The organism is Paenibacillus motobuensis (assembly GCF_039521865.1).
Classification (GTDB): Bacteria; Bacillota; Bacilli; order Paenibacillales; family Paenibacillaceae; genus Fontibacillus; species Fontibacillus motobuensis.
Genome location: NZ_BAAACX010000007.1, coordinates 578,064 through 602,857, shown reverse-complemented (window position 1 = coordinate 602,857; position 24,794 = coordinate 578,064). Strand labels below are relative to the sequence as shown.

30 protein-coding genes are annotated in these 24,794 nt (G+C 43.6%); 7 read left to right on the top strand and 23 right to left on the bottom strand.

Going from position 1 to position 24,794, the window contains the following annotated elements:
- The first annotated feature begins 10 nt into the window (after positions 1-10).
- On the top strand, positions 11-541 hold the full coding sequence (locus ABD014_RS08025; RefSeq protein WP_343859632.1) for a GNAT family N-acetyltransferase: 531 nt from the start codon (positions 11-13) through the stop codon (positions 539-541).
- An 8-nt stretch (positions 542-549) separates the two neighbouring features.
- The gene (locus ABD014_RS08020) at positions 550-1,653 is read left to right on the top strand and encodes a YheC/YheD family endospore coat-associated protein (RefSeq protein ID WP_343859630.1); all 1,104 of its coding nucleotides are present in this window, start codon (positions 550-552) and stop codon (positions 1,651-1,653) included.
- 35 nt (positions 1,654-1,688) lie between these two features.
- On the opposite strand, the gene ABD014_RS08015 is transcribed toward ABD014_RS08020, so the two are convergent.
- The gene (locus tag ABD014_RS08015; protein ID WP_343859628.1) at positions 1,689-2,384 is read right to left on the bottom strand and encodes an HAD family hydrolase; all 696 of its coding nucleotides are present in this window, start codon (positions 2,382-2,384) and stop codon (positions 1,689-1,691) included.
- Between the two features lie 153 nt (positions 2,385-2,537).
- On the opposite strand from ABD014_RS08015, the gene ABD014_RS08010 reads away from it, so the two are divergent.
- On the top strand, positions 2,538-2,951 hold the full coding sequence (locus ABD014_RS08010; protein ID WP_343859626.1) for a NusG domain II-containing protein: 414 nt from the start codon (positions 2,538-2,540) through the stop codon (positions 2,949-2,951).
- Positions 2,952-3,076: 125 nt separating this feature from the next.
- Here the strand turns inward: ABD014_RS08010 and ABD014_RS08005 are convergent, their stop codons facing one another.
- The 5 genes from ABD014_RS08005 to ABD014_RS07985 form a co-directional block, all read right to left on the bottom strand.
- Positions 3,077-3,277, bottom strand: coding sequence for a hypothetical protein (locus ABD014_RS08005; RefSeq protein ID WP_343859623.1), 201 nt, complete (start codon positions 3,275-3,277; stop codon positions 3,077-3,079).
- Entirely contained in the window at positions 3,274-4,689 is a 1,416-nt protein-coding gene (locus ABD014_RS08000) for a sensor histidine kinase (RefSeq protein ID WP_343859620.1), read from the bottom strand. Before ABD014_RS08000 ends, ABD014_RS08005 begins: the two co-directional genes overlap by 4 nt.
- On the bottom strand, positions 4,676-5,392 hold the full coding sequence (locus ABD014_RS07995; protein WP_343859618.1) for a response regulator transcription factor: 717 nt from the start codon (positions 5,390-5,392) through the stop codon (positions 4,676-4,678). Before ABD014_RS07995 ends, ABD014_RS08000 begins: the two co-directional genes overlap by 14 nt.
- A 137-nt stretch (positions 5,393-5,529) precedes the next feature.
- Positions 5,530-5,748 (bottom strand): DUF2933 domain-containing protein, encoded by a 219-nt coding sequence (locus tag ABD014_RS07990; protein ID WP_343859616.1) that lies wholly within the window; start codon positions 5,746-5,748, stop codon positions 5,530-5,532.
- A 229-nt stretch (positions 5,749-5,977) separates the two neighbouring features.
- Positions 5,978-6,265 carry a hypothetical protein gene (locus ABD014_RS07985; RefSeq protein ID WP_343859613.1) on the bottom strand — a complete coding sequence of 96 codons (288 nt, stop codon included), beginning with the start codon at positions 6,263-6,265 and terminating at the stop codon, positions 5,978-5,980.
- 371 nt (positions 6,266-6,636) lie between these two features.
- On the opposite strand from ABD014_RS07985, the gene ABD014_RS07980 reads away from it, so the two are divergent.
- Both ABD014_RS07980 and ABD014_RS07975 read left to right on the top strand, forming a co-directional pair.
- Positions 6,637-8,667, top strand: coding sequence for an acyltransferase family protein (locus ABD014_RS07980; protein WP_343859611.1), 2,031 nt, complete (start codon positions 6,637-6,639; stop codon positions 8,665-8,667).
- Positions 8,668-8,872: 205 nt separating this feature from the next.
- The gene (locus tag ABD014_RS07975; protein WP_343859609.1) at positions 8,873-9,823 is read left to right on the top strand and encodes a class I SAM-dependent methyltransferase; all 951 of its coding nucleotides are present in this window, start codon (positions 8,873-8,875) and stop codon (positions 9,821-9,823) included.
- 74 nt (positions 9,824-9,897) lie between these two features.
- On the opposite strand, the gene ABD014_RS07970 is transcribed toward ABD014_RS07975, so the two are convergent.
- Both ABD014_RS07970 and ABD014_RS07965 read right to left on the bottom strand, forming a co-directional pair.
- A complete protein-coding gene (locus ABD014_RS07970; RefSeq protein ID WP_343859606.1) occupies positions 9,898-10,455 on the bottom strand; it encodes a GNAT family N-acetyltransferase in 558 nt (185 codons plus the stop codon).
- Between the two features lie 66 nt (positions 10,456-10,521).
- The gene (locus tag ABD014_RS07965) at positions 10,522-11,337 is read right to left on the bottom strand and encodes a GNAT family N-acetyltransferase (RefSeq protein ID WP_343859603.1); all 816 of its coding nucleotides are present in this window, start codon (positions 11,335-11,337) and stop codon (positions 10,522-10,524) included.
- A 254-nt stretch (positions 11,338-11,591) separates the two neighbouring features.
- Here ABD014_RS07965 and ABD014_RS07960 point away from each other — a divergent pair, with 254 nt between their 5' ends.
- Positions 11,592-13,049 carry a 4-hydroxyphenylacetate 3-hydroxylase family protein gene (locus tag ABD014_RS07960; RefSeq protein WP_379338090.1) on the top strand — a complete coding sequence of 486 codons (1,458 nt, stop codon included), beginning with the start codon at positions 11,592-11,594 and terminating at the stop codon, positions 13,047-13,049.
- 40 nt (positions 13,050-13,089) lie between these two features.
- Here the strand turns inward: ABD014_RS07960 and ABD014_RS07955 are convergent, their stop codons facing one another.
- The 15 genes from ABD014_RS07955 to ABD014_RS07885 form a co-directional block, all read right to left on the bottom strand.
- Positions 13,090-13,779 (bottom strand): class I SAM-dependent methyltransferase, encoded by a 690-nt coding sequence (locus ABD014_RS07955; protein WP_343859599.1) that lies wholly within the window; start codon positions 13,777-13,779, stop codon positions 13,090-13,092.
- Positions 13,780-13,810: 31 nt separating this feature from the next.
- On the bottom strand, positions 13,811-14,194 hold the full coding sequence (locus tag ABD014_RS07950) for a DUF6508 domain-containing protein (RefSeq protein ID WP_343859597.1): 384 nt from the start codon (positions 14,192-14,194) through the stop codon (positions 13,811-13,813).
- Between the two features lie 522 nt (positions 14,195-14,716).
- Positions 14,717-15,223, bottom strand: a complete 507-nt coding sequence (locus tag ABD014_RS07945) for an AAA family ATPase (RefSeq protein WP_343859594.1) — start codon at positions 15,221-15,223, stop codon at positions 14,717-14,719.
- A gap of 45 nt (positions 15,224-15,268) precedes the next feature.
- Complete coding sequence (locus ABD014_RS07940; protein ID WP_343859591.1) at positions 15,269-15,664, bottom strand: RDD family protein; 396 nt, start codon at positions 15,662-15,664, stop codon at positions 15,269-15,271.
- Positions 15,665-15,772: 108 nt separating this feature from the next.
- Complete coding sequence (locus ABD014_RS07935; protein WP_343859588.1) at positions 15,773-16,234, bottom strand: DinB family protein; 462 nt, start codon at positions 16,232-16,234, stop codon at positions 15,773-15,775.
- Positions 16,235-16,263: 29 nt separating this feature from the next.
- Entirely contained in the window at positions 16,264-16,659 is a 396-nt protein-coding gene (locus tag ABD014_RS07930; RefSeq protein ID WP_343859586.1) for a GNAT family N-acetyltransferase, read from the bottom strand.
- 30 nt (positions 16,660-16,689) lie between these two features.
- Positions 16,690-17,361, bottom strand: coding sequence for a pyridoxamine 5'-phosphate oxidase family protein (locus ABD014_RS07925; protein ID WP_343859583.1), 672 nt, complete (start codon positions 17,359-17,361; stop codon positions 16,690-16,692).
- 19 nt (positions 17,362-17,380) lie between these two features.
- A complete protein-coding gene (locus ABD014_RS07920; RefSeq protein WP_343859581.1) occupies positions 17,381-17,779 on the bottom strand; it encodes a hypothetical protein in 399 nt (132 codons plus the stop codon).
- A 25-nt stretch (positions 17,780-17,804) separates the two neighbouring features.
- Positions 17,805-18,269: an NUDIX hydrolase gene (locus ABD014_RS07915; RefSeq protein WP_343859579.1), complete on the bottom strand. Its 465-nt coding sequence runs from the start codon at positions 18,267-18,269 to the stop codon at positions 17,805-17,807.
- Positions 18,270-18,271: 2 nt separating this feature from the next.
- Positions 18,272-19,270, bottom strand: a complete 999-nt coding sequence (locus tag ABD014_RS07910) for a phosphotransferase enzyme family protein (RefSeq protein ID WP_343859577.1) — start codon at positions 19,268-19,270, stop codon at positions 18,272-18,274.
- Between the two features lie 75 nt (positions 19,271-19,345).
- Positions 19,346-19,687 carry a GNAT family N-acetyltransferase gene (locus tag ABD014_RS07905; RefSeq protein WP_343859574.1) on the bottom strand — a complete coding sequence of 114 codons (342 nt, stop codon included), beginning with the start codon at positions 19,685-19,687 and terminating at the stop codon, positions 19,346-19,348.
- A gap of 196 nt (positions 19,688-19,883) precedes the next feature.
- A complete protein-coding gene (locus tag ABD014_RS07900; protein ID WP_343859572.1) occupies positions 19,884-20,396 on the bottom strand; it encodes an HXXEE domain-containing protein in 513 nt (170 codons plus the stop codon).
- Positions 20,397-20,713: 317 nt separating this feature from the next.
- The gene (locus tag ABD014_RS07895) at positions 20,714-21,571 is read right to left on the bottom strand and encodes a GNAT family N-acetyltransferase (protein WP_343859569.1); all 858 of its coding nucleotides are present in this window, start codon (positions 21,569-21,571) and stop codon (positions 20,714-20,716) included.
- Between the two features lie 242 nt (positions 21,572-21,813).
- Positions 21,814-22,884: a polysaccharide deacetylase family protein gene (locus tag ABD014_RS07890; RefSeq protein WP_343859566.1), complete on the bottom strand. Its 1,071-nt coding sequence runs from the start codon at positions 22,882-22,884 to the stop codon at positions 21,814-21,816.
- A gap of 249 nt (positions 22,885-23,133) precedes the next feature.
- Positions 23,134-23,781, bottom strand: coding sequence for a FusB/FusC family EF-G-binding protein (locus tag ABD014_RS07885; RefSeq protein ID WP_343859564.1), 648 nt, complete (start codon positions 23,779-23,781; stop codon positions 23,134-23,136).
- Positions 23,782-24,139: 358 nt separating this feature from the next.
- On the opposite strand from ABD014_RS07885, the gene udk reads away from it, so the two are divergent.
- Positions 24,140-24,772 (top strand): uridine kinase, encoded by a 633-nt coding sequence (gene udk / locus ABD014_RS07880; RefSeq protein WP_343859562.1) that lies wholly within the window; start codon positions 24,140-24,142, stop codon positions 24,770-24,772.
- Positions 24,773-24,794: the final 22 nt, after the last annotated feature.

Below are 24,794 nucleotides of genomic sequence, written 5' to 3'. Positions count from 1 at the left end.
ATGGACCAAGATGGACTGGTTAACTCTGAAGCCTGACAACGAGATAGACTGGAGAAGAAAGCAAAGCGAGATTCTGGCATTTATCAGCAGGTATGGCGGCAAGCGATTGTACCGGAATGTCTACCAGGAGTTGCTGAAACTCAAGCACCTGGATCTAAGCAAGCCAGGCACATTATTACAGCTTGTCACAGTTCAGGCAGAAGACGGCCCAAGAATTGCTGCCTTCTCCGGCGCAACAGGCTATGGGCAGGACCTCTGCATCATCGTGGTCCACCCTCTATACCGCGGGATCGGTCTTGGAACGGCCTTGCTCAAGCAGCAGCTTGCCGCCCTCGGCTCGCTGACCTGCCGGATTGCACTGGATGATCTCAGCGCCCTGCAGATGGGATTCCGGGCCGGGCTCTGCGCCAGGGGCTTGATTAAAATCCATGGTGGCAGACGCGGACTGCTCCTACAGGACTCAACGCAAGATCCTATACTAGGACTATCAGAGTCCAGTGGAAAACAGGAATCTGTCCCCAACCTCGCTCAAAGAAGGTGAATATGTAAGTGGCACAACCCGTTCTTGGCATTTTGACATTATATTTGAATAATAAAAAACAGCTTGAAGAACGGCACATCTATCAAAGAATGATCTCCGAAGGACAGAAGCTCGGATTAGATGTGTTTGTTTTTACCCCTATGGATGTTGACTCTAAGAAGAATATGATTCACGCTCTTATCTATGATCCCAAGCAGCGGAAATGGTCTCGTAAATGGCGGAGCTTCCCGCATATGATCTACGACCGCTGCCGGATCCAACGCAGCATACGCTTCGAGCAATTAAAAAGATTCCGCGCCCGATACAGAAATATGACTTTCTTGAATCGTCCGCTCCGGGATAAATGGACCGTATATCAAACCTTGCTGCGCAAGTCGAGGTTTCGCACCTATCTGCCCGAGACAACACTATTTCACAATTCCGCTAACGTCTATTCACTTCTCAAAAGCTATCCGACCATTTATATCAAACCGATCAACGGTACTGGCGGAAGAGGCATATTGAGAGTAGAAAAGGTAGGCAAGGATACCTTCTATATTCAAGGAAGAAGACTGAATCGCAAGATCATCCCTGCCCAGAAAGTTCATAAATCGCGGCTCGTTCCATATCTAATCGGCTGGAAGGGCGATAAGCGCTTTGTTGCCCAACAGGGGATTCAGATTGAACTGCCGAGCGGTAGGGTTCATGATTACCGCATGCTGGTGCAGAAGAATGGGCAGGGCGTATGGGACGTAACCGGATGTGCCGGACGCGTTGGTCCTCCTCGCAGCATCACCTCCAATCTACATGGCGGAGGTCAGGCAGTGCCCATGAATACGCTGCTGCGGCAAATTGCTCCGAATGAAGAGAAGCGTATGGAAATTCGCCGTACTGCCGAGAAGCTGAGCGTCGAGGCTGCTGCGTATCTGGAAGATTCGTACGGTGCACTCTGCGAGCTAGCCCTCGACCTGGCCATTGATAAGAATGGAAAAATATTCATTCTTGAGGTCAATCCTAAGCCCGCGCGAGAGGTGTTCATCCAGTCCGGAGATCCTGAGGCTTATCACCGCTCGATTGTCAGACCATTGGAATATGCGCTGTGGGTCTATAAACATAAAGTCGCCCCTTCTTGAAGGAGCGACTTCTTTATTTTGTCCAGATGGTCATATTAATCAGCAGTTGCATGATCATACAGCTTCAGCAGCTCGGTAAAGTCCGCAATCAACCGATCCGATCCTTCCAGCTCCTGCCCGTTCCCGAAGCCAGCATAGGCACAGCCAATGACGGTCTGTCCATTCTTCTTGCCAGCCTCTACATCCGAGGAGCGATCTCCTACCATCCAGGCATTATGTATATGATGAGTGTCCAGCAGCAGCTTCACAAGATCCACCTTGGATGCTGTCTCATATTCGCCGGCACTATATAGACCTTCAAATAGCGGGAAAATCTGATGAGCTCTGGCTACTCCTTTTACATAGTGTTCTAGTCCATTACTGGCTACGAACAGCTTAACGTCTCGCTTGTTCAGCTCGGTTAGCGTCTCCAGTACTCCTGGATACAGCTTCGAATGATGCTTCTGTAAATCCTCCAGCTGCAGTTCGAGCAGTAACTCATTTGCCCGCTGACGGGCAGCCTCGCTAGCATCGGGAATGACTTTCTTCCAGATATCATCAAGCAGCATGCCAAGGCAACCAAGAATAACGTGCTCAGGCGGAGTCTCCCCCATATACAGCTTCTCTTCCCGCAGTTGGTCGAACATGCGATGATACGCCGGTAACAATAATGTCTCCGTCATGAACAGCGTCCCATCCATATCGAAGATCATCGCCTCCGGCTTCGTCAGTCTACTCTCTGTTTGCTCCATATCCACATTCCTCTCTATCTCATCGTTCATAGCCCCATCATAAGTTAATGAGTCTAAGAAGTAAACCGCGGAAGCGCTGCATTTCCACACGAAAAACACACATTCTTATTATAAAATACCGAGAGAAATTAACAGCTACTGGAGATGACCTCTATGATTCATCGAACCTTCAAGCAAGGCGACCTCGTACTGATCGCCGTCGTACTGTCCATCGCTCTCCTCATCATCGGTGCAAGATGGATTATGGGCAGCTCCGAAGCAACTGTTAAGCCAACGGGACATTACTATGCCACAATTAAAGTGGACAATGAAATCTACAAAACAGTAGAACTCACTTCCGAGACGCAATATGTCGAGGTACGAACTTCGCGCGGATATGATCAGCTCAAGATCCATGACTATGGCATCGAGGTTGTCGAATCCGACTGTCCACAGAAGATTTGCTTCACCTTCGGACATATTACGAAACCGGGAGATGTGATTATATGCTTACCTTTGCGGATGATTATTGAAGTAGAAGGACATGCCCCCGAGTCAGAGACGGAGATCGATGCAGAGGTCTATTAATCCATAAACGAATAAGACAAGCATTTATCCCCCATTTAACATAATATTCTCGAAATAACATGCCAAATCGAATAAGAGCCTTCTTGTCTTCCAGGAGAGGCTCTTATCAATTTATATATATGCTGTTATTGTCGGTTAGAGCGGTTCACCAAGTAATAAACTCCTCCGATCAGTCCAGCAACTGCCATCATCTTCAGGCAGTATTTGCTCATCGTCCTGACGATCTGGAGAATCGACATGTCGCGAGACATGTTGGCAGAGACGAGCATGCAAATCAATCCCATAGCGATAATCACCGCAGCGATCAGCCACTCAGCCCGCTTCATGTCGAACCCCCCTGTTCCTCCTGCTTGAATCTAATCTCAAAGGTCGTACCTTGGCCAAGCCTGCTGTTTACAAATATTTCTCCGCCCTGCAGCTCTACCAGTTTCTTGGCAATGGATAGTCCAAGACCGCTTCCTCCATGCTGACGGGAACGGGATTTCTCAACTCTATAGAAGCGCTCGAATACATAAGGAAGTTCCTCAGCCGCGATGCCTATTCCTGTATCCTTGACCTTCACGAATACATAGCTGTCTGTCTGATCCAACATAATACTGATTTCGCCTTGCTCTGTATAGCGGACACTATTCTCCAGCAAGTTGAGGATCACCTGCTCCATGCGCAGCCCATCGCCGTATACCCAAGAGGTGCGCCGATTCAATTTGGTGCTGAGCGCAAGCCCCTTATCACTCGCTTTCAATTGTACCTTATGGACCGCATTGTCGATCACTTCGGCCAGATCAATCCACTCTAGTGACAGACTGATCTTGCCTTCCTCCATCTTCGACAGTTCAAATAAATCATCAACGAGATGCTGGAGACGCTTCGCTTCCTGATGGAGCACATCCAGATACTGATCACGCTCTTCCTCCGTACTGTACAGCCGCTCCTTAATGACCTTGGAATATCCCTCCAGATAGGTAATCGGAGTACGCAGCTCATGTGAAATATTCGCAAAGAACTCCTGCCTCGTATCCCTGTAATTCTGCAGATCCTCGGCCAGATTATTAATGGCCGCTGCCAGAGAGCCAATCTCATCATCACGCGAGATATTCAGCCTCGTCTCTAATTCCCCAACAGCGATCTTGCGCGTCGCCTGCTGCATTTGCAGTAAAGGTCTGGACAGCAGGTGAGCCACAATCCAGGTAATGCCAAGCGCCAGTAGAAAGGCACCGATCCCAGAGAGGACGAGCAGCCTGCGCATCGCTACGACGGAGTCATCCATATGCTTGGACGATGATAATACATAAAGCGCCGACATAACCTGACTCTCTCCCGCCTGTTCCTTGACAATCGGCTTCGCTGTTACAAAGTAACGGTTACCACTCGCAGCCTCATATTTCAGGCGTATTGTCTGGCCGGAAAAGATCGTCTTGATATCTCCCTGATGTATGAACGAAGCCTCAGCCAGTTCTTCCTCTCCGGAGTAATCCTGCACCTTCCCGTCTTTATTAACGTAGAAGATGCTGACGTTGGAGAAATCGGCGAATTTGAGCAGCATTTGCTCTGTCGGTGCATCCGGGGGCTGTGCCATCATAGCGAAATGCGTGGCCAATTCATCAACCTCTGTGCTCATATCACTAGTGTAGAAATTCGAGAACATCCGATCGATCGTCACGCCAAGAATGCTCAGTACGACAATAAACACAGCGATAATGACAAAGCCGAGCTTCATTCCAACTTTATTTTTTAGCATGGTCCGCACCATCTGCATTGAATTTGTAACCTACTCCCCACACCGTCTGAATCGGGTTGTAGGCCAATCCAGCCCTCTGCAGCTTCTCACGAATATTTTTGACATGGGTATCTACCGAGCGGTAATCGCCGTCATAATCATACCCCCAGATCAGGTTGACGAGATCCTCCCGGCTGTATACCCGGTGCTGATTACTTGCTAACGTAACAATCAGATCGAACTCCTTGGGGGTAAAATCCACCGATTGGTCGTGAATATAAATCTCGCGAGCATCGGGCATGATTCTGAAATCTGGAAAATCAAGCGTCTGCTCCTGTACTACCGATGACTGAGTAATGACAGAACGTCGGATCAACGAGAAGACTCTGGCAACCAACTCCTCAGGTTCAAACGGCTTGGTCAAATAATCATCGGCGCCAATCACTAGACCATAGACCTTATCCTTCGTCTCGGAACGGGCCGTCAGCATAAGTACAGCTACATCGCTCTTCGCACGGATCGCCTTTAATACCTGCCAACCATCCATATCCGGCATCATGACGTCCAGCAGCACAAGATCAAATTCATGCTTGTCGATCATCGCGAGGGCCTCCATGCCGTTCGATGCTTCTTTTATCTCGAATCCTTCCTTAATTAAATAAATACGCAGCAAGTTACGCATATTCCATTCGTCATCAACGACTAAGATCTGCAATTTTGACATCCTGCTCACCATCCCTTATTGCCTCGCAGCAAACAGCCGCTATTTACGATTCTGCTCCTATTGCTCCTATTATATAGTATAGTGCTGCTGACATATAATTCGATGGCTTTAGGATCTTAATGATCCTGCATGCCTAGCTACATCGGGTTCCGTGACAGCTTGTCAACCTCTTTGCGAAGCTGTTCGTTCTGTTCCCGTAGTTCACTTAACTGCTGCTGCACTCCCTGATCTATGTTCGAATGCGAAGCTTGCCCACGTCCATGACTATGTCCGTGCGCGTGCGATCCCTTCATGCCGAACATCATGAATATCATCATCAAGGGACAGACCAATACAAGCAACCAAGACCACTCCATATGAATGAACCTCTCCTTTTTCATTTGAATGTCCTTATTGTATAGATGAGTTATGTAGAAATCTTGTTGAAATTACAGAGTCTTGATGTGATTCTCACAAATTTATGTAAGAAAGGAGCTCCCTGAGGTCATCCATACTTGCAACCTCCTGGCAGCTCCGTCTGTCTTGGTATCGCATTTCTCAAATGGCACTTACTTATTGCCTATGGATTCATGGAGAATATGCCTCTTAGAATCCTGATTGCATCATACCGCCATACTGCATCATACCACCGGACCGCGTTGTATTGCTGGAACGCATCATTCCTTGTCCATTTTGCCCACTGTTACCATGGCAGCTCTGGTACATATCCTCCAACTGCCGATCCGTTAGATCAGGATGTACCTCCCTCATATGAGGAAGCATGTCCTGGAAGGATGCCCACAAGCCCTGTCCATCTCCCGCAGCATACGCAGCTGTGCCAATTCCTAGTGTCAGGACAATGACGCCCAAGGCGATAACGAATTTTGATCTCATAGCAATCTCCTCCTCAAGAGAGAATTGTAGACCCTATTTATGTTGAAATTGTGAGGATCGGGTGGCAATCCAAGGACTTAAATATTCGTGGTAATCTATCCTAATCTTTCCTGTTAAAAAAACAACCAAAATGTGTTAAAATTTTGAATTCCAATCGTAATCTGATTGTCATTAAAGTCATCCCGCAACGTTTTATAATGAGAACACATCAACTGTGACAGCATGAGAGAGGATGGGTTAAAAGTGGTGCAAAACGGGTTGAAATCTGTAAATTCAAAGCAAACGATAAGGTTAATAAATAAGTTGGATCCCTACGAACTTCCGTTAATATCCAGGGAAATCCTGATGAATCGGTGCGGGGGATTTTATTTATGTCTACTCCATTAGCAAACGGAAAAAGCCATTATATCGCCGGGCTCGATGGTCTCCGCGCTCTGGCCATTATCGCAGTTATCGCCTATCACTTGGACATTCCCCGAATTTCGGGTGGGTTCCTAGGCGTCGATATTTTCTTCGTACTATCGGGATATTTGGTAACTAATCTACTCATCGAGAGGCGCAGCGATAGGCATAGGCTTGATCTATCCAGCTTCTGGGTACGACGCTTCCGAAGGCTGTTCCCCGCTCTGATCGTTATGCTCATGGTTGTAGTAGCCTGGGCAACGCTATTCGACCACAGCATGCTGCAATCGCTTCGTGGTGACGTTGGATCGGCGATGGTTTACGCCAACAATTGGCGGCTCATTTTCCATCAGGTCTCCTATTTCGAACAATACAGCACACCTGCACCACTGATCCATCTCTGGTCACTATCGGTTGAGGGGCAATTCTACATAATATGGCCGCTACTGTTAACTCTAGGCTTACGGTTCACACCTAAACGAATTCAAATGGTTCTCATTACACTATCTCTCGCATTGGCTTCCATGCTGACTATGATTCTGTTATATCAGCCAGGCAGCGACCCAAGCAGAGTATACTATGGGACTGACACGCGGGTGTTCGCCCTACTGATCGGAGCCACATTGGCACTGATGTTGCCTAGTCAAGGCATTATCACGAATCCTTCTCGGCGTACCCGGGTATCCTTCGAATGGATTGGCTGGCTGGGCCTAGCTGCTATCGTAACCTTACTGCTGCAAGCTAATGAATTTGATGACTTTCTCTATCGCGGTGGGTTCATGCTGGCCGCGATTTCTACAGCAATGATCATTATAGCTCTTATCCATCCGTTTACGTGGGTCAGCAAGTTGTTCAGCTTGAAGCCCTTGCGCTGGATTGGCATGCGCTCCTACGGAATTTATCTATGGCATTATCCGATTATCGTCCTATCGAGACCTTCAGTGAATACAGGCGCATACAACTGGAGGCTAGCCTTGATTCAGGTAGCAACGAGCGTCATTCTCGCCTCGATGTCTTACAAATATGTTGAGGAACCAATCCGGCGCGGACAATTGTCCACCACTCTCAAGCAGATAAAGAAATTTCCGTGGAAGCTTCGGCAATTATCCGTCAAACAATGGACTATTAGCTCATTATCCGCAATCATTATTGTTTTGTTCGTATCTGGCATGCTCCTGCATGTTCCGGCTACAGCTTCTACAGTTGGGGAGGTTGTCTCCGTACCTACTCTAGCACAACCTGATCATAAGCAGGGGGCGGATCAACCCGTCCCTCCTAAGAAACCGAATAACGGGGACTCTAAAGCGTCTCTTGGAACGGATGGAAAACAAATATCCGCTGGGAAGGGAAGCACTAGGGACGGTGATTCTGCTGCAGCGAATACAGATCCGGGTAGCGACGCGCATAAAACGGAGGATATGACAACGAAGCAGGAGCCAGGTTCATCTGCTACGCAACCGAATGATTCGAAAGAATCTGGCAAGGATTCTCAAACGCCCAAACCAGTAAAATCCTCTAAATCGGACTGGGGGAATGTTACCGCCATCGGAGACTCAGTCATGCTTGACGGTGAGCCTTACTTGGAAGAACTATTGCCCGGCATCAAGGTTGATGCGGAGATTGGAAGGCAGATGTCCAGCGGTTCCAAGCTCCTAACTCAGCTTCAGAGGCGGCGTAAGCTCGGCGATACTGTCATTATCGGCCTAGGTACCAACGGCGTGTTCAATAACAAACAATTAGAGAACTGTCTCGGGTCATTGAAGAATGTCAAACATATAGTTCTAATCAATACTCGGGTTCCCCGTAAATGGGAGAGTCAAGTTAATAAGCTGTTGGCGGATATCTCTACAAAATTATCTGGCATAACGCTAGTTAACTGGTACGGTGCCAGCGAGAATCATGATGAGTATTTTGCTAAGGACGGGGTCCACTTAACCAAAGAAGGTTCGCAGGCTTACGCTCAGCTTATTGCAAATACATTAAGTTCTATAGAGAAGTAACTCCACAAGAGAAAAACAGGCTGTCAAAACGCGAAGTTCTGACTGCCTGTTTATTTATTATCTCTACAATCCTGGAATATCCAATAGAAAATTGCTTTGTCTGCAACTGGATAGATGGAACTGTAATTTTTATCGCTTTACTGGTTGGATTTGGAGGAATATAATACTTTTACGATTACATTATTTATACAGGTCGGGGATATATATGGCATATTTCTCAAAGCTAGAAGCTAGTCAAATATTATCTAATGAAATAAGTGTAGAAGCTTTACTGCGGAAATACCCGGAGTATAAAGAGGCTGTATTGGATGAGCTCGCTGCCTTAAAGAGCAATCAAGGATCTAAACTTATCGAGGCGATTATCGTGAAATATACGTCCAACGCCAAGATGGCCAGTTCCAAAATACATAAGAGCGGCATGAATGAAAAGACGATTGACACCTTCCTTCCCGTAGTTATCAAAGCGAGGTTTGCGATTTATTTACTAGAACAGACTAATATTGCTGTTGCTGCTACTTCTCAGAACACGGTCAAGCCGTTAAGACTAAATCTATGGGACGGAACGATTCTGCAGAAGCTTCTATTCAAGCAAGGACTCGAGCGAAAGCCGGTTTCCTTAAGTGCGTTCAAATGGGGTTGGAGACTAGTTATACATAAGAAAAGATTGATGCCACTCGTCAATCAGAAGGGAATCTATTGCTTCTATTCAAAGCCGCTGATCAACGAACTGTCTGGATTAATTGGAGACAAACGTTGCCTTGAAATTGGAGCCGGGGACGGCACGTTAAGCCTTTTTCTGAAGGAAGGCCATGTTCATTGTATAGCTACCGATGATTACAGCTGGGGGCAATATATCTCCTATCCAGATTTTGTGGAAAAGGCGGATGCGAAGACGGCTCTCCATAAATACTCGCCGGAGGTCGTGATCTGCTCCTGGCCCGTTGCCAATAATACATATGAGAAGCATGTCTTCAGAACCAGCTCCGTTCAGCTGTACATCGTGATCGGCACGAAAAACCCGGCGGTCACCAGCAATTTTGAAACTTATCATAGCGCTGATAATTTTTATATGGAGTATAGTGAACGATTGTCGACGCTCATCCTCCCTCCTTCAGATGATAACGCCGTATATATTTTCAGAAGGAGGACTGGATGAGTCAGAACTGAAAGAACCGCCCTCATCGGGCGGTTCTTCTCTTAGAGGCACTGAAGTTTTAAAACTTAGGGCTTCTATAATTTAAAAATAACAGGAATGTCGCTCGTTTGTCGTCTCCAGATCATATGGTCGTTTCCTTCACTCCAGTAGTTCTCGAATCGGTAATCGGGTTCTCCTAATTTTTTCACCCAATATTTCTGTGCACGATTGTACCCGCTATCCAGGCAAAATTCTCCAATCCCCTTATTCTTTAAAGATAGAAGTAATACATTCAAGAGTAGGCTTCCAATACCTTGCTGTTGATATTCAGGATGGACGAGGACTGTGCCTATCTCGATCATATTTTGCAATGCGTCTTGTGTCAGTTCGTGAATCAAGCGGCTGGATGGCCCATATTCAATAGTTCCGATAATCTGTTTATTCGCTATCGCAAGTAAAAAGTATCTATTAATGCCTAAGCTATCGTAATCTATCTTGAGATAACTTTCTTTCGTCTTAATTTCCTGTTCAATATCTTCTACTAAATCTGCTAGATTCTCTTTTGCAAAAGTATCCGTAATTACTGATCGAAAGAACTGATGCAACTCCTGACAATCACCAAGTTCTGGTCTTCTTATCTCTATTTGTTGCACGAATGGAATGGCCCCCTCTCCTTGATCATAATGCTCTGTTGTTAGGTTTAGGCGATCCACCTTAAGTTAACACTCCATTTCCGTCCATGTCGTTCTGATATACCCGATCTTCATCCCAACCTTCTCCATATTTCTATGGCTCTGTGTTAGAAAGCCGGCTTGACCGATTACTGTACTGCACCCATTCTTAGCAGCCTCGTAGATTCTTCTACGAATGAGAGCTTGCTGGCAGCCTTTGTTCCTGTATTCCTGGAGCGTCCCGGCAAACGTCAACGAGGCTACGGTCTGATTCATGTACATGACCCCGACAGCCGCTGGTTTTCTATCGATCAAGGCCATGAAAAATCTCCAGCCAGGCCTCGCGTACAATACTTGGTTATTGTCAGCGACATACGGAATGCCATCATCCGGGAGTCCGGTGCTCCGGCAATGAATCAAGGCATACGTCATGAACTCTTCTTCTGAGATTTCCTTGATGTCAATGCCACTATCCCGCCAATCAGGTGGCAGCTGCTCTATGGGATAGTACATTGACGTATGAAAGCCAGACTGATAAAACCCTCGCTCAGCTAGCTTCTTTAAGATTTCCGAATTCACCCTCGAGGGAACGATTTCAAACTGCGGCTTACGCCCTCTCGACTTATAAAAGTCCACAATCGCATCAATGCAATCGATATCGTCTGTACTTAAACCTTTTACCGTGTTGAATGTGGGCCAAGACATCGTCCTGCTATAGAACGCCACTGTCTTACCAAACGACCTAATTTCTGCCCCTTCCGGATTCCCTTGTCTCTCCTCAATCGCCCGCATTCGGTCTACCATATAATCGATCTCAGATCGCTCGATTAAATGAACTAGATCCTGGGTTAATGCTCGAGTCATTTCCTCACCTCATATTAGGTTTTTATCCAATTGGAGATATAAATAGTCGGTAAAGTTCTGATCATGTTCCCTCATCATTGAAATATAGAACCAAGCCAAGCTTCAATCAACTAAATATTCGATACCCTAAGGCTCGCTTCCTTCAATTCAAATTGTCCAAGTCTCTGGACCAATCACTTTCATTATTTAGACCGCATAAGATAAGTGGTAAACAACTACTACGCTTATCAGAATAACGAAAGGGTGTGTATGTCTTGTCAATAAAAAACGGTAAAGAGTATATCGAGCGGATCGATCGTCAGCAAATTAATCTATGGTATAATGGCCAGCGTGTCACCGGTCTGATATCCGAACACCCTGCATTTCGTGGACTGATACACACCCAGGCTGATCTGTACGATATGCAGTGCGATGCTCAATTTACCCATCTAATGACTTATAAATCCCCGCACAGCGGTGACCCCGTTGGTCTATCCTTTCTGCCTCCTATGAATAAAAGGGATTTACGGAGAAGGAGACAGATGATTGATCTGTGGTCCAAGAGGCATCACGGATTTCTCGGCCGCTCTCCTGACTATATGAATACGGTCCTTATGTCGTTATATACGGCTGCATCGATTCTTGAAGAAAATGACCCTAGGTACGCCAGCAATTTAAGAAGCTATTATGAATATTGCCGTGATAACGACATCACTCTATCGCATGCTTTTGTTCAGCCGTTTGCAAGCAAATGGTCAGCAGAGGCAGATCCTGTTGAGGATACCATCGCTTGTAAGGTCATTGAAGTAACTGGCGAAGGCCTCATCGTTAGCGGTGCATTTGTGATGGCTACTCAAGGTGCGACATGTGAAGAAATCCTGGTCCTACCCACACCCTCCCTCACGTTCTCAGAGGAGGCGAATCCAACGGCTATAGCTTTCGCAGTCCCGAATGATCTTGATGGGATGACATTTATTTGCCGTGACAGCTATGCGCACGATTGCACTTTCGACTACCCGCTTAGCTCCCGATTTGATGAGATGGATACAATGGTTATTTTCGACAAGGTGCTCATTCCGCACAACCGTGTGTTCTTATATGGGAATGAGACTATGGGGAATCGCTTATTTACTGAGGGGAATTTTCTAGCCCATGCAGGTCATCAGGTCGTCTCCAGATATATTGCCAAAACGGAGTTCTTCCTCGGTCTTATTCAAAACTTGGCAGAGGAACAAAATGTCACCCTGGAAATGTCCACGACCCAGCAAATATCCCGTGTGATGATGCTGCTTGAGAATCTGAAGGGATTAAGACTAGCTTCTGAGGCAGAAGCAGCAACCGATCCTATGGGATACTTTACACCGAAGACCAGTCCTCTGCTTGCTGCCTGTCTGCAATTTCCTGATTTCCATATGGAGATCACAAACATGATTCAAATGATGAGCTCCAGTAATTTGATCATGAGTCCTTCGGGCGCTAATCTCGAATCAGATATTCAGCCTTATCTGGAGAACTATTTAAAAGGAATTTTCACGACTGCCAAAGAACGAGTCGCTTTATTTAGATTGGCATGGGAGCTAGGAGCCGGGCCATTTGGCGGAAGACAGAATCAGTATGAACTCTTCTTCCTGGGTAATCAGAAAATGATCTCCTCGCGGTTATACAACTTATTCCCTAATCAAGATGAATACAAGAACTTGGTTACTGACTTTCTGCAAAATAATAAGGCCTGACTCTACATGAGTTGGGCCTTTTAATTTAAATAGTCTATATTTACAGATGCTTCCACCATATCCCCGCACATTCTGGAACTGTAGACCAATGGTTGTCTATAATTTTCTTCGCTAACTCCTCGCCAAAGAAAAATTCGGTGCTCTGTCTCGCTTCTTCAACATTTCTAAAATGATAATCCATCCGTATCCACTTATGATGAAATCCATGAACCTCTTCAAGCGCTCTATAATAGTCTGTTAGGAACTCAGGCGGGTTAGGAGTTTCTGTCCCCGTCCCCATCGTCTCAAAAATAATGATCGTTCCATCCGGCCTCAATACCCGATGAAGCTCTGAAATAATCTGCCTAAGATTATCTTCCCATTGATTATTCTCGGAACCTGTTAAATAACAGATGCTCCAACCTGAGACCGCTAAATCAATGGATTTATCGGCAATCGGGAGGCTTCGATGATCAGCTACTACGGTTGACCAATTCCTTGCTATTCCTAGCTGCATTAATTTATGCTCCAACAGGTCCAGCATAGCTGAAGAAATATCCGTACATAGGAGCGATTTGGCTTCCTCAGCGAGAACCCTTGATAATCGGCCAGAGCCTGCGCCTAAATCTAGAATATCCAAATCCTGAAAAGGTCTTATCTCCTTAATAACCTCAGCTAATTCAGGTTGTCTACTAATCATAAATTCATATGTATCCGCCTGATTACGATAGATATGCTCATGCGTGGCCATGAATGATCACTCTTTTCTATGGATTGGATTTCTATACTAATTCCTTAAGTCTCAATAATATATTTGTGATATGTCCATTTGCAATTGCAGAAATAAACAATCCTTCGTTGAATCTATCTCCACGAATGTAGCTCGTCATTAATTTCCTCAGTGTCTTTATATCAGCATTCCGGATCTGATCTTGGATGTTATGGTCGATATCTTTATAGACCTCATGCTCATGAAGCCAGCTCGTCCAGTCGAACACCAATAAAAATCCAGTCTCATTCAGTGCTTCACGAAACCTGCGAACTTCGTCGCTCTCCTGGTAATCCCCATTCACCTCAGTAAAGAAAACACTGCTAGAATCTTGAAAAAAATCAAGATAGCTAAGCAACTTATTGATCTCTTGTTCTGTAATAATTTCATTGGTCATGTGCGCTTCCTCTTTATCTATTAATTGATCTTGGCGGCTTGGGAATAATACGGCGAACCACCAAGGGCCTTAATCTTCTTCAATTCTGTGAGTAAAAACATCGTGGTTGTATTGGACAGAAATAAAAAGCAGTGTCTATTGCAGGATAAATGGGAATGAATCTGTGCCACTACCTAATTAACAACTCACTGAAGTTGACCACATGTTCTGTTATTTTAGGATATATTCCACTTAATACAAAGATACTAAGAAACAAAGTTATAGCGATGCTGGGATACCTTATCTTCATATAACGTACTGCTTGAATGAAGCACATCAATAATAGGGGAAGCGCAATGACTGATGATATGTGTAAGCCTAGCTTCCCCTCCTTAGTCCAACTTCCAATCCCAATAGCATCCAAGAAACTGTCTATGAATGAGTAACCATATAAGTGATTACTGCCAAGTATGATTATAATCAGGCAAGCGGTAACCCATATCCAACCAACTTTTACATTGTCCTTTGGTTTCAGCAAGAGAGTCATCCTCCTTCATCATCATATATAAATTCGAGGTTGTTATTGTCGGTTAATCTTATAACTTTATCCTTATATAATTTGAGCTTGGCTTCAAATTCCGATCTATTCCGCTCAAAATCTTTTGTCCATTGAAACATCATTTTCAGCATATTTAAATCAGATTTGTAATGCGGCTGCTCGATTCCAATTTGATGTTTTAGATAGCGGGTTATTATCCTGATTTTGCGTTTCCATAAGGGTGGATCTAGAAATATGATGGTATCAGCCATATCATACAAACTTTGGTATGACCCTCGATCGGTCCCTTCAAAAATCCACGGTCCTTGCTTATCAATTTCTTTTATAACCCTCATCTGCTCTTGTGGCGTACGTTTTACTCTCTCATTACTCGTTCGATAATGAACAATACAATCCAACTCATACCAAGGTATTTCAAGACGCTCTGACAAGCGCCTCGCCAGTGTCGTCTTTCCGCTAGCTACTATTCCGGTTATAACGATCTTCTTCATTTAATTAATCACCTAATATCTCATGAAGACTATAGTGTAATCTGTTCATTTATCATGTACTACTTCTGTACCCGCAATAAAATCATGAATCGCCCTTCGATCTTCCCGCGTCCCCACCATGAATGCACTGACAATCAGACCAATTCCAAGGGTCAGGGCATAAATTAATCCTGCAAGGACATTCCGCAGCAACATGGTTCCAAGTCCAGGTGGAGTTTGATCATCGACTTTTCTTATTTTGATTCCACAGAGACGCTTTCCAACGGTATATCCTCCCCAGAATATTGGCAATAGCAACGAGTACAAGAACCTCAATATGCTCTTGACATTCTCATCGTCTGAACCACCTGTAATTAAAAAAGAAACTATTGCTACAAGGATTCCGATGATGATTGAGTCTATTAACAAAGCCCCAAATCTAACCCAAAAACCTGCCCCCATCACTCTTCACCTTCCTTAAGTGGCCTGATTCGATTATTACTTTATGGATATGTAGAGGCTTCTTATTTGTTTCTGGATATTATTCATGGGAGTACGTTATTAGTGAAGTCACATTAATTCTCTACCGATAAAATTCGAACTTATTACTGGGATTTCTATTTCCTTCGACCAAATCGATAATTGGCCAATATGATGAACTTCATGGACCAAAATATGCCTTAATATTTCACCTTTGTAGAAGGGCCTATCCTGCCAAGAAGGGTGTACCATTTCATATTCCATCTCGTGTACCCATTGATTAATAAACTCTCTAATCTCAACTCTGAGTTCATTGGACAGGCCTCTCAAAGCTTGAACATCTTGATAGTCCTCAAGCCGAAATACGATGTCCGGTTCATTCTGCATGGCTCTTACCCAGCTATATTCCACATCAATGATATGAAAAATCGTCTTGAGAAAGGAGCCCACCCCAGCTCCACGTTCTTTTATTAGTTCAAGTGGTGGAATTGATTCCAATACGTCTAACCATTCATCCCTGACCTGCCAATTGTATTGAAATAGAGCTTTCATCTTATCCCCCTCATAAGCACTTAAGCTGCTTACTGGTCTCTTCTTATCAAAAATGCTTTATCCGTTCGTTCAAATCCTAAACTAGGATAGTAATCAACTGCTGTTGGAGCGGAGATTAGTATTAATGAACATTGATCTCCTATTTTTGTACGTACACTTTGTACTAGTTTTTTTCCAATTCCCTGTTTCTGATATCTTTGGTCTACCGCCAGATCAGATAAATAACAGCAATACGAATAGTCAGTTATAGCTCTGGCTACTCCAACCATCCTACCATCAGCCCAGGCGGTAATCATAATATCTGAATGATCGATCATGCTTTGGATTCTCTCAACATCTTCATAAGGTCTCTTGATTCCTGAATTTCGAAAAACTTCAGCTACATCGCGTGCATTTTGTTCTTTGTCATCTGAATAAACGATCATAATCATTTCTCCTTCGGCTAATGACTTTATTCAATATAATCTCTTCTCGTAGCTCTCCTCTAACCCTTTTCGAATAACCTCTTCCGTATATTCAGATGAATTCACATGATCCTTTAATATGGCCGAAACTGACGGCAAAGCGTCGTCCATGGCCCACGACTGGTTATCCCATACCTTAGATCGCTTAAAAGCTTTAGCACAATGTATGAAGCATTCCTCGACTTCTACTCCAATCCCTAATAGGGGCTGTTTATCTCTAGATTTCATCTGTTCCAGAATGTTCTCATCTTTGATCACGAAGGCTTTCCCATTGATTCTAAGCGTCTCTTCTAATCCAGGAATAATAAATATTATGCCGATCTTTGGGTTTAACAAGATATTTGTTAATGAATCGATTCTGCGATTGCCTGGCCGCTCTGGAATCACTAAGTGATACTCATCTATGACTAGAACCGATCCAGGAGCATCTCCACGTGGAGATACATCACAAAACCCTTGATCATCCGCAGTGGATATAAATAATAATGGGGACATAGCAATAAAATTTCGACAATGATCATCTAAGTGTTGTATGGCTTTCTTTTTGACAATCTCACTTGGATAACCTATGAGATCTCTAATCTCATCTTCTGAAGACAAGATTTCTTTAAATGGGTTCTGCATACCAGCACCTCTATTCATCTTGGTTTCTAGCTTCCTCATGCTCCCAGGATCCTCTGTACTAATCCCAATCCATATAAAAGGCGACCACGAGTTTCTCTTGTTTACAGTCTGGACAATCCAATACTCCACTTTTAATTTCTTCAAGTAAAGGTTCTGTCGGCATTTTGGTATTACAGCGGGGACAAATATAACGGTTTGTATAAGATTTGGTTTCTGACTGCATATGTAGATAGACATGATTTAATAAGTAATTGCACTCTGGGCAGACATAAAGACCATCATAGCAATGAAAAGTCGTTTTCTGATCACCCCTAAATTCTTTGATTCGTTGTCTTCCTTCTTCTTCCTCATACCATTCCAAAATTGAATCCAGATCGATATACCTGAAACCTATTCCTAGAAAAACATTTTGATGATAAGAGCAATGACCACAAGACAACTTGCACGCTACTCCCATGAAACGATATACCCCTTATGAATTCTCATAATCTTCCACCCCCAGCCCTCTCCCTTAATTCCTCAACGATAGGTCGTACAGGAGGACTGATCTTCTCAGGCAGTTCATCCATTTTAAAGAATCTGATGTCCTTCCCTTCATCATTTAATCTTATCTCACCCTTATAGGAGTCACTCACGTAAACAATATCTACGTTGTACACTTCATCTCCGTTTGGATATTTATAATACAATTCTTCGCCAGAAAAGACACCAAACAGATTCAAGTTCTCAACAATGAGCCCAGTTTCTTCAAATACTTCCCTTGCAGCCGTCTGCTCAACCCTCTCACCTGGCTCAACTGCCCCACCTGGAAAACACCAGCTGTCGTTATCCGTCCTATGCAGCATCAAAACTTCTCCGGCCGGATTATAAATAATAACACTTGATCCGCACATGATGATGGGACGAGTTCCCACTAACTTTCTCATTTCTTTCATGTATTCTTTCATATTTACACCTCAATGCGATTAAATAGAAATGGTGTTCCATTTAAATAGTTTCTCAATATAGCCTGAGCATAGGGCTGTTCTTCTCTCAGCCCCTCAGTTTCTCTTGGATCAGGAGCATGGTGGCAATAGTTCTCGATCATAACCATCACCGAAAAACTTTCTAGGTCCGGTAGCCAATCCTTATCCAACTCTCTTATGCTTAGATACCCCTTAATGACTAATTCTCTTTGCAAAGGATGAAGCCCTAAAATCGTGTGTGCTACATCGTAAAGAAAATATCCAAAACCACATCTTCCAAAATCAATTGGCCGGGGATTACCATTATGAAATACAATATTGCCTTGGTGTAGATCTCCATGAATTAGCCCGTAATTATGTTCGTTCTTGTGTATTGTATTAAACCAACATAGAACTTTCTCGATGGCCAATCGATACAATTTATATTCAGCATCAGTTAGGAAACGAATATAGTGTTCAGCTAATCGGGTTGTAGCTTGTATAAAACTTTGCTCCCCCCAAACGGGACGTATAAAATTAAATGGTAATTCGAAATCCTGCACAGCGGAATGTAAGTTTGCCAGAAGTATACCTTCTTTATAGATTTGGTCATCGGTAAGGCCACTGTTAATATGTGTTCCCTCTACCCAACGCATCAAAGAAGCATGCGCAAAGTAACCATCCCCACGATCGATCGTAACCGTTCTTGAACCATTACGGTCTACAATTCCTAGTGGAACAATCTTCAACTTATCGTACAAAGACTCTAACCAAACTAATTCAGAATCTATCGCTTCTTTTTTCATTCCAGAATGAATTCGCAGTAGAAATGTTCCATCTACATTTGTCTCTATGATAAAAGTAGCTGTGTCAGATAGTTGGTGAAACCGAATTTGAGTCCAATCTAGGTCATAATTATGAAGTGCCGACAGGGCCATCTTCTTTGTCTGTACAATAGTCTCTTTGATCGATTCTGCAGAATCTAATTGAAATATTTTATCCATGTCATTTCCTTTCAGAGCGTCTCAAATCTTTAAAATTACATTGCCTACCTTACCTTTCTCTATTGCTTCCTCAGGTTAAGATCCTTCAACTGTCTTCTCATACATAACTTGATCAGACAATGAATAATTCGCTTTTTGATATGTTTTTTGAGCCCTAACATTGTCCTGTCCCGTTAATAGCTTAATTTCCTTAACTCTGATCTGGAGTAATTTTTCTTCTAAAAAACAAATGATTTGCGAGCCCCATCCTTTTCCTCGTCCCTCCTCAATAATAAATAGTTCAGTTATTTCCCCGTGAGGCTCAGGGTAACAAAAGGAATTGTAGTATTGAGCACAGCCAAACCCTGCTGCTTGATCGTTACAGATGGCTAAAACAATAATCTCATTCGTGTTCAGAAGGCATTGCCTAACTTCCACAGAAGTTCATTCCACACCATTAAATTTGTAATTTAATTCAATTAACGATAAGCTGTCTTCTAAAGTTGCTAACCTTAAAAATCCCAAACCTTAGATAATCGGGACCGCATTTATTTTCATTACCAATCAAAGGTCTTGAAGCTAGCTCTTCGGCGATTTACGCCAGGATCTCTCTTCGGCTCACGGATTGTCCTCCTTAATATCTAACCATTTTCCTTCCCAGTTCATGACCCAGCAATACGACGGGTATGATGAGGAGTCCGACTGGAATGCTTAATAGAATCTCTGTCCAAGTGACCAGATTATCCGTGATCAATGTATCAAACAAATATATTGTATAAGGCAGAACGAGGAGCACGGCACTAACCACACCTGGGGTATACATTTTTAAATATAAGGATTGTCCGACATGCGTAAATACATGAAGAAAGAACAAAGTATTAAAAGATAGGAACACAAAGAACTTTCCTTGCTCTGCGGCAATAAAAACAAACGGAATGAAAATAATAAATTCCAGTAAAACGGCAACCGCAAATTGACCGCTTGTAATATTAAATATCTTATCAAGCCGCTTACCTACTTTTGCAGGAACCTTGCTGATCACTTGATTTCTATTTTTCTTAATCCAGGATTCGACATATATGATTTCCTCCAGGTCATGGAGTAAGAATACAACGATAAATAACCATACTAGTGTTTGAGTTGTCATGCTTCATCACCTCTTTGAACCCATTTGAATTATTGTTCCTTATCATCGATGAACATTAGGAAGTATTCTTTCTGATCTGGATCGCTATAGCCAATGTCATCGTTACAAGAGGTCAAGTAATATTCCGTTTCTTTGCGCTCTCCTCGCGGCCCGGTACGTTTATTCATTTGTGTACAGGTCGTGTGCTGTACCCCTTTATTCTGACGGAATTTCCCGATGTTGCTTCATTTTCACAAGTTTCAGTCAATAGATAGCTTTAGATTATTACTCATTCCTTTTCCTTGTCTCACCTTCTTCTCACCTTTCAGCTCAACAATTCACCTTTTAGTCATTCGTGCAAATCTTGGGCCAGCTTGGAAGCCTACTTTCCTATACAGTATTTCTGCACAATTTCCTATAGTAACACATAATTTCACAACCTCTGTGTAGGCACTAGCGGACTCTCTTATGTAATTTAACATGAACTCTGCAATCCCTCTGTTTCTATACTGGGGAATGACACACAACTCACCGATCTCAGCAAATCCAAGTGGCATTTTTTCACTAATACCTGCTATGCAAAGGCCAACAATCTCTTGGCTCTGTTCATTTACAACATATATAGAAAGATTTCTATGCTTGTAAACCTGCAAAAGATACGTTAAATCCTCCATGATTTTCTCATCATTAGGAACACCAAAGAGGTCGTAGTCAATTCCTCCGCGGTATCCTTCCTTCATTACATCATGAATTCTAGTTATATCGAAAGAATCTCCTAGTGAGTATAAGGTTAGTCCATCAGGGGTTATCGGCTTGTTACCTCCGCTCGCCGGGCAACACATGACCTGTCTGGTCAAATTTACTTTGAATCCAAATGATTGCAGTATATTAACATCATCTTGTAGAACCCCGTTAATATTTCTTATATCCTCGCAGCATTTCAGTAATCCTCTCCACAACTCTTGTCTATTAGAAAATGGAGGAATCATGAAAGGGAACAATACAGTATCATTTAGTTTTACCACCCCTCCAATCCGATCCTCATCGCACATAATCCAAAAACACTGATCAGTAAACTTCGTATCTTCTAACCGAGTATTCCAGTCGTACCACATCTCAAGATCGGATTTGGAGTAGATCACCTGATGAACAGCAAATACATTTTGATCTGCTTGTTCTAATCTATACTGTTTCACTAGATTGCACCTCACAATTCTGATAGAAATTGTATAAAGCTTCTTTCTCTACAATCGTTGTTATTGTTAAACTATCCCTCGATATCTCTAGCGTAAATAAAACGCCCCAGCCTTAGATAGCTCTCATCCTAGGCTGGGGCGTATGTTGTCTGAGCTTTCCCCTGATTATACATCTAATAACCATAAAGGGAAAAGCCTAGCATCAAATCAATGACTATAAAATTGCATTACCATTTCACGCTTTAGCTGATCTCTAAATAATCGATATAAACATCCCATGTCCCGTTATCAGCTGTTACGACGAGCTCAATTTGCTGATTACCGGTACCATGGCTGACATTGTTTAGGGTGTTGACCGCCGGACTGGTTCCACCAAAGTAGAAGGTCCCCTTCGTCTGCCCATCTATTTTCAAGTCGACCCTGGCCATATTGGAGTTATTGGAAGCACCTCGGAGTGAGAAATTATGAGTTCCGCTCGTGAAATTTTGCGTGTACTTGACCGAGTCTCCATTGGCGTATAAAGCAACCCCGTTGAACGGAGAGCTGATGTTCCCCGTGTACTGACCACTCTTCGTCATGCTCTCGGCTTCCACTCTCGTCGTATTACCTGGAGGATTTGTTGTACCGCCCCCGTCAGGTTCGACTGCCCGGCCAGTTGACGTTGAGATCATGCCGGAGCATAGACCACGACTCTTAAGATTCTGTGCAATCTGCGGAATCGCTTGGAGCGTTGTCTGATACTGGTCATGCATTAGAATCACGTCACCGTTCTGCAACGTGCCGACGGCAGCTACGATTTGAGCGGTCGAAGCCCCATTCCAGTCCTGGGAATCAACGTTCCACAGCACTTCGGTAAGACCGTTCTGTTGTTCGATCGATTTCAGAGTAGCGTTCGTCTCACCATAAGGTGGACGGAACAGCTTCGGCACAGTTCCAGTAGCCGACTGGATTGCCTGCTGAGTCCACGTAATTTCCAATGACATTTGCGAAGTGCTCAATGTAGTCATATGTGGATGTGTATAGGAGTGATTGCCAACCCACATCCCTGCGTTCACTTGAGCCTGGACCAAAGACGGGTAACTTTGCGCGTTTTGTCCTATGTTGAACATTGTTGCGCGTAGACCATTCTGCTTCAGTGCATTGAGCAAATTTGTCGTATTGCTTGGATTTGGACCATCATCGTACGTCAGACCTACGTAACCGTTCGGACAGCTAGCATCAGCTGCACTAACTGCTGGCATCATTGGGATCGAGAACAAACTGCTGAAGAGCCCGAGGACCGCTACTACTTTTACTATCTTGGATTTGAACATTATAATGCCTCCTTATTAATTAGTTGATTTCTATTACACTGTGATAAAATATTCTTCTTGGAAGATATTGTAGGCGCTTGCAATTAATATATTATCAAATAATTCCCATATATTCCAATTTCAAAAGTAAAGACTATACTGTTAATAGAATAGATTTTGTTATTTTATTCCAAATACAGCTTCGCCACATCCGTAAAAATCAATTCAAAAAAGGCTGCCTTTAAAGGCAGCCTTACATCGATTAAAGTGCTATTTACTGACCGAGAGAATAAATTTCTCCAATGGCCCTGTACTTGTAATACAGTGATTACAATCTTGGTTCTCCAGGCACACATAATGCCCCATGAACGAAAGATTATCCGGTGAAGAATGAGCAGGCTTCGTCTTGACCGAGAAAAATGCAAGCTCTTGATGCCGATTGCAGAACAGGCAGTATCCCTTCTTGTGAATCGGCGTAATTCTTCCCTCAATACCGACAAACTTTCCTTCAATGGGGTATACAATAAATAACTTGTTCGTGGCAATATCTACCCAACTCAGATATGTTAAATATCGAAAATCGGTAGCATTCAAGTCCGGTAATTTCAACTTCTTATTCTTAGGGAATAGCTTCTGGATCTGCTTCAGCGTAATCTGCGGAAAAGGCTCTAGGTAAGGCACCAATGCGCTAAGGTATCTCTGGAAGTCACTTGCCGAGTCCAGAGTAGATATTTGTTCCAGCATCTGCTTCTGATCCTCTGTCAGTGAAGGAAATGCTTCAACAATGTTCGTTGCGGCACTGTACCTTACGGTTTCCAAGACACTCCGATCCGCGACCGTTAGCAATGTTTTCTGAAGGAATTCCGCTTGTTTCTTAATCACATTATACTGATGGTTTCTAATAAATGGTGTACTCATAGCTTTCAGCCCCTTATTGTTATTTGAAGATAATAAGGTGCAAAGCCTGTATTAGAAACGATGAAGTTAAGTATGGGCGATCAAACTCATATTATCGCACCCCACGCAAAGTATCGCCCTAGATCAGGCTTTGCATGAGTCCTTCCTAGCTAACGAGCAATTCAGCATTGCCACCGATATAACCCCCAATCACCATTGATACGCAAATTATAGCAGCGATTTCTGTTAAGAGCAATTTATGTCCATTGTTTCACTTTTGTGTACATATGTGTTGTTTCATGATGAAAAAATAAGTCTGCTATGCTACAATATAAAAATTGTACAAGCTCATAGGACTAGGGAGGATTTTTGAATAAACATGCTGATTATTGGTATTTCCGGCGGCACCGGATCAGGTAAAACGACGGTTGCCCATTCCGTTATTGACCGACTTGGTTCGGACAAAGTCACCTTCATATCCCAAGATAACTACTACAAAGATAATCCCCATCTTAGCTTTGCAGAGCGCGAGAAGATTAATTATGATCATCCTTTCGCCTTTGATACCGAGCTCATGATTGAACATATTCAAGATTTGGCGGAAGGCAAGACTGCCTATGCCCCTGTATATGACTTCACGATTCATGCCCGTTCCAAAACACAAACGCTCGAACTGAAGCCTAACCATATCATTATCCTCGAAGGCCTTCACATCCTATCCGATGAGAATCTTAGAGCCATTCTGGACATTAAAGTGTTCGTCGATACGGACCCGGATGTTCGTATTCTTCGGCGTGTGGTTCGAGATATTGAGGAACGAGGGCGCTCCATTCGGTCCGTACATGATCAATACTTAAGTACGGTCAAACCTATGCATGAGGCATTTATTGAGCCCTCTAAAAAGTACGCTGATCTTATCATCCCCGAAGGCGGACATAATGAAGTTGGCATCCAATTGCTCACCACGCTGACTGAGAAATACTTACAAAGCGGGGAGAATTTTAATGGCTAACTGAAGCAAGCTTCAAGCAAGG